The organism is Marinobacter shunpengi (assembly GCF_045449695.1).
In the GTDB taxonomy this organism is placed as follows: Bacteria; Pseudomonadota; Gammaproteobacteria; order Pseudomonadales; family Oleiphilaceae; genus Marinobacter.
This window is the reverse complement of record NZ_JBJJKZ010000015.1, coordinates 127,272-143,920: the sequence shown is the minus strand read 5'-3', so window position 1 is coordinate 143,920 and position 16,649 is coordinate 127,272. Positions and strand designations below refer to the sequence as shown.

Below are 16,649 nucleotides of genomic sequence, written 5' to 3'. Positions count from 1 at the left end.
GTTACTGGCCGACCGACGCCACAATGGTAATCTGCTTGTTGTCCGGCACTTCCTGGTACGACAGTACGTGCAGGCGATCCACCCCGTAGCTGGCAAACTTCGCCAGCACCGGCCTCAGCGGCGCCGACACCAGCAGGATCGCGGGCTTGCCCATCATTTCCTGCCGCTGGGCGCTTTCCTGCAACGACCGCTGCAGCTTCTCCACCATGCCCGGTTCCAGCACCAGGCCGATGTCGTCACCACCGCCGGATTGTTGACTCTGTTGCTGACTCTTCAGCAATAACTGTTCCAGTTCCGGGTCCAGGGTGATCACCGGTATCTCTTTCTCGTTCCCGCAGATGCTTTGCACGATCATCCGACGCAGGGCCTGTCGGGCCGCCGTGGTCAGCACCTTCGGGTCCTGGCTCTTGGGATGGACGTTGACAATGGCCTCGGCAATGGAGCGCATATCGCGGATCGGCACTTCCTCCTGCAACAGGCTCTGCAGGACCTTCAGCAGGATGGAGATGGAGACGGTGGTGGGCACCAGCTCCTCGGACAGCTTGGGCGAGATCTTCTCCAACTGGTCCAGCCACTTCTGCACTTCCTCATGGCCCAGCAACTCATGGGCATGGCTCTGCAGGATCTGGTTGAGGTGGGTGGCCACCACGGTGCTGGCGTCCACCACGGTATAACCGAGGGTCTGGGCATTGTCCTTCTGGTCCGACTCGATCCAGATGGCGTCCAGGCCAAAGGCCGGATCCTTGCCGGCGATCCCTTCCACCTTGCCGAACACCTGGCCGGGGTCGATGGCAAGCTCCCGCTCCGGATGGATCTCCGCCTCGGCGATGGTCACCCCCATCAGGGTGATGCGATAGACATTGGGCATCAGGTCCAGGTTGTCGCGGATATGCACCGATGGCATCAGGAAACCGAGGTCCTGGGACAGCTTTTTGCGGACCCCCTTGATGCGGCTGAGCAACTGACCGCCCTGGGATTTGTCCACCAGCGGAATCAGCCGGTAGCCCACCTCCAGGCCGACAATATCCACAGTGGCCACATCGTCCCAGCCCAGCTCCCGGGTTTCCGGTGGCGCCGGCAAACCCTGCTCGGCTTGCTCGGCAGCACCACCTGTCCCACCAACCGGAGCCGGTCGGCCACCGCTGTCACGGGTCGTGGCCGGCCAGCCACCGCCCTCCTCTTCCACGGTCTGATGCCGCTGCTTCCATATCCAGTACGCGGCACCCGCCGCCAGCAGACCGAGTCCGAGAAAGGCCACGTGGGGCATGCCGGGAATCAGGCCCAGGATAATCAGGATGGTGGCGGCAATGGCCAGGGCCCTGGGGGCATCGAACATCTGCTGCAGGATCTGCCCGCCCATGTTCTGGCTGGTAGTGACCCGCGTCACCATGATGGCAGCGGAGCTGGACAGCAGCAGTGACGGAATCTGCGCCACCAGACCATCACCAATGGTCAGCAGGGCGTAGTTCTGGGTCGCGGTCTGGAACGCCAGGCCATGCTGGATCATGCCGATGCCAATCCCGCCGATCAGGTTGATAAAGAGGATCAGCAGACCGGCAACGGCATCGCCTTTCACGAATTTGCTGGCACCGTCCATGGAACCATAGAAATCCGCCTCCTGGGCAATTTCCTCGCGGCGGTGCTTGGCCTCTTCCTGGTTGATCAGGCCCGCGTTGAGGTCAGCATCGATGGCCATCTGCTTGCCGGGCATGGCATCCAGGGTGAAACGGGCGCTCACCTCGGATACCCGGCCGGCGCCCTTGGTGACCACCAGGAAATTGATAATCATGAGGATGGCGAATACCACCAGGCCAACCGCGTAGTTGCCGCCGATCAGCACGGCACCGAAGGACTCGATCACCTTACCGGCGGCATCGCCACCCTCGTGGCCGTTGAGCAACACGATGCGGGTAGAGGCGACGTTCAGGGCCAGGCGCAGCAGGGTCGCCACCAGCAGTACCGTGGGAAAGGCGGCAAATTCCATGGGCCGCAGGGCATACACGCACACCAGCAGGATGGTAATGGAGAGCGCGATGTTGAAGGTGAACAACACGTCCAGCATGAACGCCGGCATGGGCAGGATCATCATGCCCAGCAGGGCCATGAGCATCACGGGAATACCCAGGTTCCCCCGTGTCAGGGATTTGACGTTATTCAGGACAAGGGCCCGGTCCATCTTGAGGGAACTCTCCACGGCTGAGGTTGTTCTGCTTTCGCCCGGGTCGGTTTTTTGACACCCGGGCCTGCTTAACAGGAGTAGCGGCAATATCCGTACCATTTCTTACAGAATGGTCAGATTCCCCCTGACTGGACTACCGGGATACGGTATCCTTGCGCAAATCCCACCCGACCAGATGACAGGTGAACCATGCCCATTCACGAAGTCAAACACCCGCTGATCCAGCACAAGCTCGGCATCATGCGCCGGGCCGATATCAGCACCAAGAATTTCCGGGAACTGGCACAGGAAGTGGCCTCCCTGCTGACCTACGAAGCCACCCAGGATTTCACCCTGAGCAAGGAAACTATCGAAGGCTGGGCGGGTCCCGTGGAAGTCGAGCAGATCGGCGGCAAGAAAGTGACCATCGTGCCGATCCTGCGTGCCGGTCTGGGCATGCTCGATGGCGTACTCAGCCTCATCCCCGTCGCCCGCGTCAGCGTGGTGGGCCAGATCCGCAACGAGGAAACCCTGGAGGCGTCCACTTACCTGGAAAAACTGGTGGGCGAGCTGGATCAGCGCATGGCCCTGATCGTGGACCCGATGCTGGCCACCGGCGGCTCGCTGATTTCCACCATCGACCTGCTGAAGAAGGCGGGCAGCACGGAAATTCGCGCGCTGGTACTGGTGGCGGCCCCGGAAGGTATCGAAAAAGTCCTGGAGGCACACCCGGACGTGTCCATCTACACGGCTTCCATCGACGAGCGGCTGAATGAGAAGGGGTATATCCTGCCCGGGCTCGGCGACGCCGGCGACAAGATCTTTGGCACCAAGCAAAAGGATGTCTGACATGCAGGATACGGATAACACCACCTCCCTGCGGGAGGACTACGCCGGCGAACCCGTCTGGCGCCAGGCACTTGCCGGCTCCCAGATGCTGCTGGTGGCATTTGGTGCCCTGGTGTTGATGCCGCTTCTCACCGGGCTGGATCCCAGCGTGGCGCTGTTCACCGCCGGCCTGGGCACGCTGATTTTCCATATCGTGACGGGGGGCAAGGTGCCAGTTTTCCTGGCGTCTTCCTTTGCCTTTATTGCCCCGATCATGGCGGCGAAGAACCAGTTCTCCATTCCGGAGATCCTAGGCGGGCTGGTCGCCGCCGGTATCCTCTATATCCTGCTCAGCGGTGCGGTGCGACTGCGGGGCACCGGGTTTATCAATCGCCTGCTACCGCCGGTGGTGATCGGTCCGGTGATCATGGTAATCGGCCTGGGCCTGGCACCGGTGGCGGTGAACATGGCCACCGGCCACACCGGCGACGGTTCCGCCGAGCTGGTGCCCTACACCCCGGCCATCGTCATTGCGATGATTTCCCTGCTGGTCACCATTGTGGTGTCGGTCTGGGCGAAGGGTATCTTCCGGCTGATTCCGATCATGTTCGGCATTGTCGTGGGTTACCTGCTTTCCTTTATCGCCGGCAAGATCGGCATTACGCCGGTTATCGTGGACTTCACGCCGATCAGCGAGGCCGCCTGGTTCTCCATGCCAGCCTTCCAGGCCCCGTCCTTTAGCTGGGGCGCGATCCTGTTCATGATTCCGGTGGCCATCGCCCCGGCTATTGAGCACATCGGCGATGTACTGGCCATCAGCAGCGTCACCGGCAAGAACTTCCTGAAGAAGCCGGGGCTGCACCGCACCCTGCTGGGCGACGGCCTTGCCACCAGCTCCGCCGCCCTCCTGGGCGGCCCGCCCAATACCACCTACTCCGAGGTAACCGGGGCAGTGATGCTGACCAAGAACTTCAACCCGAGAGTAATGCTGTGGGCGGCAGGCGTAGCCATTGTGCTGGCCTTTGTCGGCAAGTTCGGCGCGGCCCTGCAGACCATTCCGGTACCGGTGATGGGTGGCATCCTGTGCCTGCTATTCGGCTCCATTGCGGTGGTGGGCCTGAACAGCCTGATCCGCAACCAGGTGGACCTGTCCCAGGCCCGCAACCTGGTGATTGTGGGGGTTACCCTGGTGTTCGGTATTGGTGGCATGAAGATCTTCGGCATGGAGGGCATCGCCCTTTGTGGCATCGTTGCCATCCTGCTGAACCTGGTACTGCCGGGATCGGATTCAGCCTGGGGTGAACGGGCCCATCACGAGCACTGAATTGCTCCCCTAGCTCTTGTCGCCTCTCGGGCTTTGCTCCTGGCCGCCCCCTACCCAAGCCTGCGGGTCGAGGGGGAAGGCGGCAACCAGTTGCTCATCCGAGATGTCGTCCTCCCCCTTAGCCCGGGATGAGGGCGCTGCCAGCATGTGAGACAAAACCAGAGCGAAGCGGTGGCTTTAGCTTAACACTGGCTGGCCTTTCTATGAGTAAAGCGCCTCATCAGACTGTTTGGAAGCGGATACACCGATTAGGCTCACCGTGTTGACGAAAATCAGCAAAGAACAAATTACTGTCACAAAGGCAGTTTGCTTTACTGAAACCAAACCTATTACACAGAATATCGCCCAAACGGCCAAAGCGATAATAGTCGCTTTGCGGCCTCTATTAGTCTTAAGGAAGCGTAGTGTCAGAATATTTGGAAGAAAGAACAGGAGTGTAATGAGTAGCAACATTGCCATCTTCTGCATAACGCCCTTCTCGTCAACCTGAACAAAGAACACATTAAACGCACCAGCCCCTGAAACACCTAATACTAGAAACACATTTAAAGAAATCAGCATCTTGCTTTTGGCATCCAATAGGTATTCCATAGTAGGCGTTTTCCTCTTTTCCGTTTAACTCGGGGTATTACCCATGAAGGCAGTCCACCCAGCCTGATAGGATTGACAGTAATCCATGAACAATCCGGGCTGGCTACGCTTTTATCATGATATCTTCAGAAGATTCTTGGCTATCAGCGATGCTAAGCCAGAGCTTTTTGAAAGTCTGAGCAGTATGTCTTTTTCATGTTCATTGAGCTGTAGATTGAGTCCATCTTGATTGAAGCTGTTCAGTGAATCAACTACGGCTTCCAGAGCAATATTATTCTGAGTTAACATCATGTCTTTGAGTATGGGGGTAGCGTATTCAGGATTGGCCTCAGATAAAGTCTCGGCACATTTCGTCTTCCAGCTCACATCTTTTTTGCTAACGCTGACTGACAGGGCGTCCCAGTCAGCCACGGAGAACTCGTTAAGTAAACTCACCGCCAAGCCAATTCCCTCATCAGACCATAAATCAGGTGAGTAATTTCTATCTAGGAGATTCTCGTATTCTTCGTACATCTAAATTGGCTCCCTGACTCATCATCAAAATGAGCGTGACACGGTCTGTATTACTGAGGTGGCGATAGTGATTTCCCATGGCAACACAATACTCGATCAGAGGGTTTTGCACTTAGTTGTTGAGCGCGCGGGGTTTGGTACTTAGTTGTTGAGCTCATGCCTCCTTGGATCGATTCCTTAGACACTACTGAAACGTGAAAGATCTGGCAACCACGGTGAGGATGCTCTTTTCTGTCCAGGGAGATATAAGCCTATAACACTGAAAGGCTTGTGCGTCATCTTCTTGTGCAGCTTCGCAAGCAATGGAAATAAACGAGTCTTGGTTATTGCTTAACCCGTGGCTAATTTCTTGCCCCTCAGGGCTAAAGCATTGTAATCCTACTACATCATTGAACGTTAATGTGTGCTGTATAGCCTGCCAATCCTCAATGTTTATGATAATGCTATCGCTCTCAACTCGCATTGTTTCGATCGTTGAGTCGGAAAGGTTTATTTCGTTAAGATTCATGAGATTATCCTTATGTTCCGGGGAACGTTTCACCTGGTAAGAAGCCGGTGCCGGATCCTGGTTCATAGCCTTCAGGCCTTACTTTCATTATGAGGTTCTGTTTCTTTGCTTTATTCCAAGAAAGTTCCTCAGGTTTGATTTCTACATGATAGTGTTCGCCATGATGCCGTGGATTAAAACCCGGGTCGGACGGGTTGAGTCCGTGGGGATGGCTTTCAAAGCGGATCCTAGTGCTGGAATTCGGTTCCCAAAGTATTCGCCGGGTACCATCGGGAGTCATGGAGACTCGTTTAGGTTCAACACCCAATATTCGAGTCATCTCATGAGGGTCTGCAGGAAATGGTGAACCCTTTGATGATAACCGTGCAAGTACCCTTCGATACAGATTGCCCCCAGTTTGGATGCGCCAAGTCCTAAAGGCCCCACTGCGGCGCCAATAGCCGTATCCTCAGCCACCATCCGATAACCTTCAGCCCGCATATCACTGATATCCTGGGCCTGAAGGTAGGCTTCGTCGAACGCATTCGCAGTGTCGTTGTCGATGCCTGGTCGTTGGTTGCCATCGCTATCGTACACCTTGTCATACATGCCGCCGATCGTATCGCCACCCGCTCCCCTGGCTGTAACGGTATCAAGGCCTACGGTGTGGTACAGATGGCCTCGGTCCAATGTACTCTCGACCGGTTCGGGCTCGCTCTCGGGAATCGTCGTTTGCAAGGGAACATCGCGAGGCTCTTGATCATTGCTGGAAATGACAGCAGGGCCCTTTGTCCGGGGGGTATCAGCGGGCGAATCGGATTCCGGAACGCCGATATCAACAAACTCCGCCCCACCCTCCGGCGGCCCATCCGGCACCGGGATTCGATGGGCCCGATCCGGGTCTCGTTCCTCATAGACAAACAGTTCGCCACGGGTGATCTTGTCGGTCAGGTCCATGACCAGCTCATGGAGACGTTTCGGGCGGGTCCAGGGTTTCTGGAATACCATCTGCCAGACGTCGTGCAGCCGGTCATTGAACGGATCATCCCCGAAGTGCCGGGTCAGGGCGAGAAGGCGTTCCCGGGCGAAGCCACGGTCATGGGGAAAGGCCAGGTGGGGGCCATCGAAAATGTTGTTTCCCCGGTAGTACCGGGTGAAGGCATAGATACGGCCCAGAGGGGCCTTGATCAGAATCGGGTCCCGATGAAACATCCCTGTCGTCCTTGTGAGATTGAATCCTTCTTACCGACGGACATCCTGAATCGCCAGTATGGGTATAAAACCTTGTTCCCGGAACTGAGTCAAGACTGCAGGACAGATTAGAGCCCCGGAACAGCAGGCTACAACCAACTCAAATATCCCGCCGCATATCCCTGGGAATCGGGAAGTCGGGCATGGTCGGTTTGGTCGCATGCCCCTTGCGGAACTGCCTGAGCTGGAAGATGTAGGCCAGCACCTGGGCCACGGCCATGTACAGGCCGTCGGGAATCTCCTCCCCCACTTTGGTGTTGTGGTAGACCGCCCGGGTCAGCGGCGGTGTTCGCAGCAGCTCCACCTTGTGCTCCCGGGCGATTTCCATGATCTTGAAGGCCACCTCGTCGTTGCCCTTGGCGACCACCACCGGTGCGCCCATCCGCTTCTGGTCGTACTTCAGCGCCACCGCATAGTGGGTCGGGTTGGTAATGACCACATCGGCGGTGGGCACGTCCTGCATCATCCGCCGCTGGGCCATCTCCCGCTGTAGCTGACGGATCTTGCCCTTCACCTCGGGCTTGCCTTCCGTGTCCTTGTACTCGTCCTTCACCTCCTGCTTGGTCATCCGCAGTTTCTTCTGGTGGTCGTAGAGCTGGAACGGTACATCGATCACCGCAATGATGATGGTGGCGCAGGACAGGAAGAAAAAGCTCCAGGCCAGCGTCCAGACCACATGGGCCATGGCCGGCACCGCAGGTTCCTCGGAAATGCTCAGCAGGTCATCGGTCCGGAAATTCAGGATCAGGATCGCCACCACGAGAACCAGTCCCACCTTCAGCACCGCCTTCACCAGCTCAATCAGCGAACGCAGGGAGAACATCCGCTTCAGGCCCTTGATCGGGTCCATGCGATTAAGCTTGGGGGCAATGGCCTTGCCGCTGAACAGCAGCCCCCCGATACCGATGGGGCCGGCGATGGCAGCAACCAGAAGCAACAGCAATATCGGGCTGACGGCGACCGTCACTTTCCAGGCGGACGCGATCAGTTGCGTGCTCATGAACCGCGTGTCGAAGATCTCACTACGCTCCAGGGCAAACGCGCCACGCATGATGTCCTCGAGCGCCATGGCCAGGGTACTGCCGAAGACCAGCAGACCGCCGGCACCCGCCAGCAACACGGCCATGGTGGCCAGTTCCTTGGAACGGGCGGTCTGACCGTCCTCCCGGGCCTTTTCGAGGCGTCGGGGCGTCGGCTCTTCCGTTTTTTCCTGACTGTTGTCGTTCTCTTCAGCCATGACCTGTCGCTACTACGTCAGGGTTGCCCCTGGAGCTGTCGCATGAATTGGAATGTCTCGCGGGAGTACTGCTCGAAATGTGGCAGAAAATTGGCGTGCAGCACCCATATGGAGAACAATCCAAAAACCAGGCCAATCGGGAAACCCAGGGCGAAAATGTTCATCTGCGGCGCCGCCCGGGTCATGACACCGAAGGAAATGTTGACGATCAGCACCGCGGTTACCGCCGGCAATGCCAGTAACATGGCGGATACGAACATCCAGCTTATACGGTGAGCCAGTTGCCAGACGCCCTCCTGGCCCAATCCCTCCATGCCGATGGGAATGGTCCGGAAGCTTTCCAGGAACACCTCGATTGCCACCAGGTGCCCGTTCATGGCCAGGTACAGCAGGGTAATGGTGATGGTGTAGATCTGCGACAGGATGGTCACGTTAACCCCGTGGGAGGGGTCGTTCATGGAGGCGAAACCAAGCCCCATCTGCATGGCGATCATCTGCCCGGCAATCACAAACAGCTGAAACAGGGCCGTCAACGCGAAGCCCATCCCCACGCCGATGAGGATCTGCTGCAGGGTAATGATCACCGCCTCACCGCTGAGGGCCTCTACCTGTGGCACCGGCGGCAGCATGGGAACGATCAGGATGGTGGTCAGCAGTGCCAGCCCAAGCCGGATCCGGGCGGGTACCAGTTGCGTTCCGATGAACGGAATCACCATGAAAAAGCTGGCGATCCGGAACAGCGGCCAGAGGTGCTGCCCTACCCACTGGCTGATAAGGTCCGCGCTCAGATCGGCGGGGATCATGCCCGCCTCATCCGATCAGGTAGGGAATGCTGCCGATCAGCCCTTCGGCATGATCAATCAGCTGCGTCAGCATCCAGGGGCCGGCAAAGATAATCACCAGCAGCGTGACCAGCAGGCGCGGCAGGAAGCTCAGGGTCTGCTCGTTGATCTGGGTGGCCGCCTGGAAGGTGCTGACCACCAACCCGATCATCAGCCCGGGGACGATGATCATGCTGGCCAGGAGCACGATCATCCACAGTGCCTCGCGCATGATGTCGATCACGGTTTCCGGTGTCATGGCGATCCCCCTATATGCCGTAGCTGGCGGCCAGTGTACCCATGATCAGCGCCCAGCCGTCCACCAGCACGAACAGCATGATCTTGAACGGCAGCGAAATAATGATCGGCGACAGCATCATCATCCCCATGGCCATCAATACACTGGCCACCACCATGTCGATGATCAGGAAAGGTATGAACAGGATGAAGCCGATCTGGAACGCGGTCTTCAGTTCGCTGGTCACGAAGGCCGGCATCAGTACCCAGAAGGAGACATCCTCCGGGGTGTCGTACTGTTCGTCGGCGATACGCATGAACAGGCCCAGGTCGCTTTCGCGGGTCTGGGCCAGCATGAACTCCCGGAACGGCACGCTGGCGGCCTCCACCGCTTCCATGGAGGTCATTTCCTCCGCCAGGTAGGGCTGCAGGCCGACCTGGTTGGCTTCCTCGAACACCGGTTTCATGATGAAGATGCTCAGAAACAGGGCCAGCCCCAGCAGGATCTGGTTCGATGGTGTGGATTGCAGCCCCAGGGCCTGGCGCAGGATGGCGAACACCACGATGATGCGGGTAAAGGACGTCATCATCATCAGCATGGCCGGCAGGAAGGTGAGCGCGGTCATGAAGGCGAGGATCTGCAGGGTTACCGAGTATTCCTCGCCCTGCTCCCCCGGGGTAACCGTCACCGCCGGTATGCCGGGAATGCCGCTGCCACCGTCCTGGGCCAGTACATCCGGGGCCAGCAGCAACCCCGCCAGGATCAACCACCAGCGCATCAGTCCGCGCCTCCCTGCCGGTCGGTGCTGTCCGGCTTCCATTTACGACCGATGAGGCCCTGGAGTTTTTTCGCAAAATCACCGCCTACATCCTGTCCCGGCGCCACCACGGGCTCCTCGAACACATGCAGGGTGCGGATGGCAGTGGGCGTTATTCCGACCAGAATCTGGGTGCCGGCCACATCGATCAGGGCAATCCGTTCCCGGGCCCCCAGGGCCATCACCGAAATCACCTTCATGGCACCGGTGTTCATACCCGTGAGGCCGCTCATGCGGCGGACCAGCCAGGCACAGCCGAAGATCAGCCCCACCACCACCAGCAGGCCGATGCCCAGGGTGGCCAGGGAGGTCAGGGCATCCCCCTGCCCGGAACCGGACTGCTCCGGGGCTGCGGGTACAGCGGCATCCTGGGCCAGGGCCAGTACGGGCAACAGGGTGACGAGTGCCGCCGCGGGCACGGAAACGGGCCGGGCCATGGTCACTTCTGCAGGCGCTTGATGCGCTCGCCCGGGCTGATCACGTCGGTCAGGCGGATACCGAACTTCTCGTTCACCATCACCACTTCCCCGTGGGCGATCAGGGTGCCGTTCACCAGCACGTCCAGGGGTTCACCGGCGAGCCGGTCCAGCTCGATCACCGACCCCTGGTTGAGTTGTAGCAGGTTGCGGATGGGAATCTGGGTGTTACCCACCTCCATGGAAATGGTCACCGGTATGTCCAGGATCACGTCCAGGTCAGGTTCTGTACCGGCCACTCCGCCAGGTTCCGGCTGGTCGCCAAAATCCTCCATGGGAGCGGCCTTTACCTGCTTGCCTTTCGTTTCTTCAGCCTGTTCGGCCCCTTCGGCCTCGGCCATGGCCGCCGCCCACTCGTCTTCGTGGTCGCCGCCAGCGGGCTCAGGCTCGCCCTCACTGTCGCCGGATTCATCCATGGCTGCTTCCCACTCGGCAGCCAGCTTTTCATCCTCGCTGAGCTCGCGGTCGTCTTTGTTGTCTTCGTCAGCCATGTTTACCTACCTTCAGTTGTTTTTTCACCACCGGAAGCTTGGTGCGCTCCTTGATTCTGAGTGCCAGCTTGCCGTCCCGTGTGCCCATGGTGGCCTTGTAGATGGGAATACCATTGGCCGTCATCTCCAGGCTATTGGGCATCTCCACCGGGATCACGTCGCCGGCCTTGAACTTGGCCACTTCCCGCAGGGAAATGCGTCGTCGGCAGACCATCGCGTTCACCGGCACCAGGACATCCTGGATGTCTTCCTGCAGGGCGTTGACCCAGCGTTCGTCCACATCATCAATGTCACTCTGGACACCGGCGTCCAGTACTTCCCGGATGGGCTCGATCATGGAATAAGGCAGTGCCAGGTGCAGTTCCCCACCGCCACCGTCCAGTTCCACATGGAAGGTGCTGATCACCACCACCTCACTGGGGCTGACGATGTTCGCCATGGCCGGATTGACCTCGGAACTGAGGTACTCGAAGTCCACCTTGAGAACCGCCTGCCAGGCCTCCCGCATGTCTACGAAGACCTGATCCAGCACCATCTGCACGATGCGGGTTTCGGTGGGGGTAAATTCCCGCCCCTCGATCTTGGCGTGGCGCCCCTCTCCCCCGAAGAAATTGTCCACCAGCTTGAACACCAGCTTCGCGTCCATGATGAACAGGCCGGTGCCCCGCAATGGGCGCACCTTGACCAGGTTGAGACTGGTGGGCACATACAGGGTGTGGATGTACTCACCAAATTTCATGATCTGGATGCCGCCGGTGGAAACATCGGCGTTGCGACGCAGGAGATTGAACAGACTGATGCGGGTATAGCGTGCAAAACGCTCGTTGATCATCTCGAGGGTCGGCATCCGGCCACGGACGATCCGGTCCTGACTGGCCAGGTCGTACTGCTTGACGCCTTCTTCGTCGGTCTCGTCATAGGTATCGATATCGCCGTCGTCCACCCCGTGGAGCAGCGCATCGATTTCATCCTGTGAGAGTAGGTCCTGCATAGTTTCAGCCTCTGACTGCCTGCAGTTCAGCGGGACGGCACCATGGTCATGTGGTCGTTGCCTGCCCCTGAACGGATTTCACTGAATCACGAAGTTCCTTAACAGGACCCGGTCGACGGCGGGCTCCCCCTCCGCTTCCAGGGTCTCGTTGACCGCCACCAGCAACTGCTCCGGCAGGGCCGCTCGCCCTTCACTGGTCTGCAGTGCCATGAATTCCAGGCCCCCAAGCTCCGAAATCAGGGTGTTCCGCAACAGCGGCATGTGCTTCTCGGCGGCCAGTAACGCTGCCTCCTGGCTGGACTCCAGGGCCAGGTGCACCTGGATGTAGCGGGGCCGGCCCGGGTGCTGAACCGTGGCAACCAGCGCTTTGTCCATCACCAGGTAACCGGATGGCACGAAGGCCTCTTCCGCCACGCTGCCCCCTTCCTCCACGTCGGCGGTGTTGCTGTCGCCTTTGCCCAGGAACCAGAGGGTTCCGGCAATGGAGAGACCAATGGCCAGCCCCAGTACGATGACCAGGAGCAGCATCGTCTTCAACCGGCCTTTCTTCGGTGGTGCCGCCACCTCATTGTTCTGCGCCATTCAGAAATCCGTCAATATTTTGCCGATATTCGCCAGGGATTCACCTTAATAGGATAGAAGCAAAGGCCGAGCCAACCTGTCATTGTGCCCCTGGATCGCGCCCCGGAATCACCTGGCGGTGGATTCGCATCATCAAAAAGGCCAGCCCTGAGGCTGGCCTCCGATTGCTGACAAAAGTGTAACTGCTCGATCAAGCTCTGGCTAATCCACCCGTCAGGCGTATACGTCGAGCTCTCCCTTCCAGGACAGGTCCAGCTCCGTCATTTCGGTGGCATCGGTGTCGGCATCACCGGAGGCCAGCCCCTGCCCGGGTCCGCTGTTAGCGGACTCATCACCGTCGTCGTTCTGTTCCGAACGGTCACGGTCGGCGGAATCGGACACGTCAAATCCGTCCAGGCTCAGCCCCTGTTCATTCAGCATGTCCCGAAGGCGATGGCCGTGGAGTTCCAGTTGCTCCCGTACCGCCGGCGTGGAGGTGTGAACGGTCACCGTGGCCTGGTCATTCTGTACCTGGACCCGGACCTCAAGGGGTCCCAGGTCCGGCGGCGTCACATGGATCTCCGCTACCGACATCTGGCTGGCGGTAAGCCAGGCCAGCTTGCCCATCACCTTCTCGCCCCACTCATCGGCCCCCACCGGCACATCGACACTGGTGCTGTAGTTTCGCATCAGAGCCTGGGCCTCCTGCCCCCGCAGGGTGGCGGGCTGGTTCAGTGACTGCGTCAGTTCCGGTGCGGTCAGTCGTGAGGCAACCTGGGCCGTCAACGTATCGGGGGACCTGGTGGCGCTGTCCGTCAGGGCCTGGACACCGCCGGCCTGGAGCCCGGCAAGAAGCTCACGCCCCTGCTTGCCGCCCTTGTCCTGACCTGCCTCGAGCATGGCGGCAAACAGGGCGCCGGCCTTCGGCAGGCCGCCCGGCTGCTGTCCGGTACCGGTCAATGACGCGATCATCTGGGCGGTGGTACGGGCCGACTTGCCCTGGGAGACACCGGCTCCCTCAACTGGCTGCCCCTGCATCATCAGGCCGGTCATGCCGGTTTCATCGCCATCCCGGAGGTACTGCAGCAGCCCGATACCTGCCGACTCGACGTCATCGACAACCTTGTCCGGTTTAGCCTCTGAGGCATTCGCATTGGCGGTGTCGGGGCCGTCCCCGTCGGAACGGGATTCCCTGCTGGTCCGGCTGTCCCGGTCAGACTCCGGGCGGCTGTCCCTTGCCGCCTGGGTGTTCTCTTCCGCTGACCGGTTGGCGCGCTCCTCCTTTGCGTTCTCTGCCTTTGCGGTCTCTGCCTTGGCAGCGTCCTGCTTCTGCCGCAGGTCTTCCTGGTCCCGCTTGCGCTGCGCAGAGCGCTCTTCGGCACGCCGTTGTTCCAGGCGTTTTTCCTGTTGCCGGACCACCTCGTCGTAACGACTGGGCCCGCTCTCGGGCCGACCCTGGACAGCCCCATCCAGGGCCTTGTCGGCACCGGGGCGGTCGATACCCGATTCAGGAGTGAGTAACTGGTTCAGAACCATTCCGGACATGGCAACCTCTTGCCGCTGATTCACTGGGGGCGCCCCAGAGGGGCTGGTTTATCAGCTATTGTGCAAAACCGGTGCCAGTCCGGCACACTAGACGAGGATCAGACGTGGAGGGATTCTTCCATGAGTTGACGAACCGTGACGAACTCGGCTTCCAGTTCCGGTAACAGTTGCCTGGCGTCATCCATGCGCCCTTCACGTCCGGCTTTTTCGGCGCTCAGGCAAAGGTCTCCAAGGCGGGAGGCGCCGATATTGATGCTGCTGCCCTTGAAACTGTGGGCGGTTTTGGCGAACGACGCCTGGTCGTCGCCTGACAGGGCCTGATGAAGCGCTTCAATACGTTCGCTGGAATCGTTGATGTAGGTCTGGATAAGGATGTCGAACTCATCCTCCATCACGTCCCGCAGTTCGGCCAGAGCCTCTTCATCAAGGTGTGGCTTATCGTTCATAACCAACCTCTTGGGAGCCAAAGGTACATCAGGCTCTTGATGTGTTTGCATACCTATAGTCTGGGCGTATCGACAAAATACAACCCGACACTGAGGAAACCTGCACGGGACGCCATCACAAAGGTACCAGCATCGCTACTGATCCTGCGACCTCCCGACATCAGCCAACTCCCAATCATATACTACTTCGGCACAATTTCCTTGCGTATTGTATGTCAGATCACTGGACAACCTCTTTATCAAAGGAATGCCTCGACCAGCATACCCCGGACCGTCACCCCCTGCCAGAGCCTGTGCCCGGTCAAAACCCTCGCCGGAGTCCTGGCAGCGGATCACCAGGCGACCACCGGACGAACCCAGCCGGTGTTCAAGCTCGAAACGTATGTAGTGCCCCTCCCCCACGTCGCCCAGACGCTTCTCCCGCTCAGCATAATATCGACTGAAGCCTTCCGGGCCATCCTTCCACGACGATGGTAGCTCCAGCACGCCATGCTCCAGGGCATTGTTGTAGAGTTCCGACAGTATGGTATAGATCGACCCGCTATGCTGGCGCAGCCCCGCTACCGACATACACACATGCAGCAGCAGCGGCAACGGACTGAACCGGGCCAGGGTTTCGCCATCCACCTGGTAACTGCAGCTCCAGGCGGCGGGGCCGGTCAGCGCCGACTGGGTGGCCGCCAGTGTCTGGCTGGCCACCGGATCATGCTCAGTGATCCGCAGGGCCAGGATGGTCAGGTCATCGGTATCCTCGCTCCGGCCACTGAACCGCCTGATGTCCTCCAGCAGGAGGTCCACCGGTGACTGCTCCCGTGACCGGTCATCCAGCACCCGGGCCAGCCCCTCATCCCCGAACCAGTCACCATCGGGGTTGGTAGTCTCCAGCACGCCGTCCGTCATCAGCAGCAGTTGGTCACCGGGGCAGACGGTATACTCGGACATGGGCGCAGCAAACCGTTCCGGCGCCAGCACCCCCAGGGGAAGGCTGGTTGAGACCAGGGATTCCCGGGAGCCATCCCCGCGCAGGATAAATCCGTCGGGTAGTCCGCCGTTCCAGACCCGGAGGTAGCGGTCGCGGAAGTCTACCTCGGCAAAGAAGGCACAACAGAACATCCCCGTGGGCAGGATGCGTACCAGCTTCTGGTTGAGTTCCCTGAGCACATCATCTCCGGCGAAACCCTTGCTGGTCATGCCGTAGAAGATCTCCGCCACCGGCAGGGCGCCGATCGCCGCCGGCAGGCCGTGGCCGGTAAAATCACCCACCAGCAGGTGCATGCCCCCGGCAGGCCTGGGACAGGCAAACAGGATGTCACCATTGAAGACGGACAACGGCGAGGCGTGATAGCGGATAGTGGACACGTCCAGGCACCCGGTATGGGCGATATTGTCAAACACCCGGCGGGCCGTCACCTGCTCTTCCAGCAACTGATCGTTGCGCTCCCGGATCAGGTCCCGCTGGCGGGTCAGGGTCTCATGCATGCGCCGCATGCGGTCAAAGGCCCCCAGCTTGGCCTGGATGATGACGGGGTTATAGGGTTTGGGCAGGAAATCGTCACCGCCGGAATCCAGACACTGGGCCAGGGAGCCGGCGTCCGACAGGGAGGTGAGGAAGATCACCGGCACCAGCCGCTCCCCCGCCAGCGCCTTGATGCGACGGGCCGCCTCGGTGCCATCCAGCCGCGGCATCATCACATCCAGCAGCACCATGTCCGGGGACCAGGACTCGTAGAGCTCCAAGGCCGCCTGACCATCCTTCGCGGCCCGCACGTCGTGGCCCTGACGGGACAGGATGGCCTCCAGAATCAGGCGATCGGTATTGCTGTCATCGGCGATCAGCAGACGCAGGGGTCGGGGGTGTGCGGAATCCGTCACGG

Annotated in this window: 18 protein-coding genes; 2 read left to right on the top strand and 16 right to left on the bottom strand. The window is 59.7% G+C overall.

Annotated elements, in window-relative coordinates; genetic code table 11:
* Position 1: 1 nt before the first annotated feature.
* Entirely contained in the window at positions 2-2,176 is a 2,175-nt protein-coding gene (gene flhA, locus ACJO2E_RS12935) for a flagellar biosynthesis protein FlhA (RefSeq protein WP_406964350.1), read from the bottom strand.
* Between the two features lie 192 nt (positions 2,177-2,368).
* Here flhA and upp point away from each other — a divergent pair, with 192 nt between their 5' ends.
* Entirely contained in the window at positions 2,369-3,007 is a 639-nt protein-coding gene (gene upp, locus ACJO2E_RS12930) for a uracil phosphoribosyltransferase (protein WP_328185039.1), read from the top strand.
* A 1-nt stretch (position 3,008) separates the two neighbouring features.
* Positions 3,009-4,310: a uracil-xanthine permease family protein gene (locus ACJO2E_RS12925; RefSeq protein WP_406964349.1), complete on the top strand. Its 1,302-nt coding sequence runs from the start codon at positions 3,009-3,011 to the stop codon at positions 4,308-4,310.
* Between the two features lie 201 nt (positions 4,311-4,511).
* On the opposite strand, the gene ACJO2E_RS12920 is transcribed toward ACJO2E_RS12925, so the two are convergent.
* From ACJO2E_RS12920 to ACJO2E_RS12850, 15 genes are all read right to left on the bottom strand, one after another.
* On the bottom strand, positions 4,512-4,901 hold the full coding sequence (locus ACJO2E_RS12920) for a hypothetical protein (RefSeq protein ID WP_406964348.1): 390 nt from the start codon (positions 4,899-4,901) through the stop codon (positions 4,512-4,514).
* A gap of 114 nt (positions 4,902-5,015) precedes the next feature.
* Positions 5,016-5,414: a hypothetical protein gene (locus tag ACJO2E_RS12915; protein ID WP_406964347.1), complete on the bottom strand. Its 399-nt coding sequence runs from the start codon at positions 5,412-5,414 to the stop codon at positions 5,016-5,018.
* 184 nt (positions 5,415-5,598) lie between these two features.
* Positions 5,599-5,922, bottom strand: a complete 324-nt coding sequence (locus tag ACJO2E_RS12910) for a hypothetical protein (protein ID WP_406964346.1) — start codon at positions 5,920-5,922, stop codon at positions 5,599-5,601.
* Between the two features lie 315 nt (positions 5,923-6,237).
* Positions 6,238-7,113, bottom strand: a complete 876-nt coding sequence (locus tag ACJO2E_RS12905) for a hypothetical protein (RefSeq protein WP_406964344.1) — start codon at positions 7,111-7,113, stop codon at positions 6,238-6,240.
* 139 nt (positions 7,114-7,252) lie between these two features.
* Positions 7,253-8,389 (bottom strand): flagellar biosynthesis protein FlhB, encoded by a 1,137-nt coding sequence (gene flhB, locus ACJO2E_RS12900; RefSeq protein ID WP_406964343.1) that lies wholly within the window; start codon positions 8,387-8,389, stop codon positions 7,253-7,255.
* Positions 8,390-8,406: 17 nt separating this feature from the next.
* Positions 8,407-9,192 carry a flagellar biosynthetic protein FliR gene (fliR, locus tag ACJO2E_RS12895; RefSeq protein ID WP_328185054.1) on the bottom strand — a complete coding sequence of 262 codons (786 nt, stop codon included), beginning with the start codon at positions 9,190-9,192 and terminating at the stop codon, positions 8,407-8,409.
* A gap of 7 nt (positions 9,193-9,199) precedes the next feature.
* A complete protein-coding gene (gene fliQ, locus ACJO2E_RS12890; RefSeq protein ID WP_406964342.1) occupies positions 9,200-9,469 on the bottom strand; it encodes a flagellar biosynthesis protein FliQ in 270 nt (89 codons plus the stop codon).
* 10 nt (positions 9,470-9,479) lie between these two features.
* A complete protein-coding gene (gene fliP / locus ACJO2E_RS12885; protein WP_406964340.1) occupies positions 9,480-10,226 on the bottom strand; it encodes a flagellar type III secretion system pore protein FliP in 747 nt (248 codons plus the stop codon).
* Positions 10,226-10,702, bottom strand: coding sequence for a flagellar biosynthetic protein FliO (fliO, locus tag ACJO2E_RS12880; protein ID WP_406964338.1), 477 nt, complete (start codon positions 10,700-10,702; stop codon positions 10,226-10,228). The genes fliP and fliO overlap by 1 nt, the downstream gene beginning before the upstream one ends.
* Before the next feature lie 2 nt (positions 10,703-10,704).
* Positions 10,705-11,232, bottom strand: a complete 528-nt coding sequence (gene fliN, locus ACJO2E_RS12875) for a flagellar motor switch protein FliN (RefSeq protein WP_406964337.1) — start codon at positions 11,230-11,232, stop codon at positions 10,705-10,707.
* On the bottom strand, positions 11,225-12,223 hold the full coding sequence (gene fliM, locus ACJO2E_RS12870; RefSeq protein WP_406964335.1) for a flagellar motor switch protein FliM: 999 nt from the start codon (positions 12,221-12,223) through the stop codon (positions 11,225-11,227). The genes fliN and fliM overlap by 8 nt, the downstream gene beginning before the upstream one ends.
* A gap of 78 nt (positions 12,224-12,301) precedes the next feature.
* A complete protein-coding gene (locus ACJO2E_RS12865; protein WP_406964334.1) occupies positions 12,302-12,805 on the bottom strand; it encodes a flagellar basal body-associated FliL family protein in 504 nt (167 codons plus the stop codon).
* Positions 12,806-13,018: 213 nt separating this feature from the next.
* Positions 13,019-14,329, bottom strand: a complete 1,311-nt coding sequence (locus ACJO2E_RS12860; protein ID WP_406964332.1) for a flagellar hook-length control protein FliK — start codon at positions 14,327-14,329, stop codon at positions 13,019-13,021.
* Positions 14,330-14,427: 98 nt separating this feature from the next.
* Positions 14,428-14,775, bottom strand: coding sequence for an Hpt domain-containing protein (locus ACJO2E_RS12855; protein WP_406964331.1), 348 nt, complete (start codon positions 14,773-14,775; stop codon positions 14,428-14,430).
* A gap of 135 nt (positions 14,776-14,910) precedes the next feature.
* Positions 14,911-16,647 (bottom strand): ATP-binding SpoIIE family protein phosphatase, encoded by a 1,737-nt coding sequence (locus ACJO2E_RS12850; protein WP_406964329.1) that lies wholly within the window; start codon positions 16,645-16,647, stop codon positions 14,911-14,913.
* Positions 16,648-16,649 lie beyond the last annotated feature (2 nt).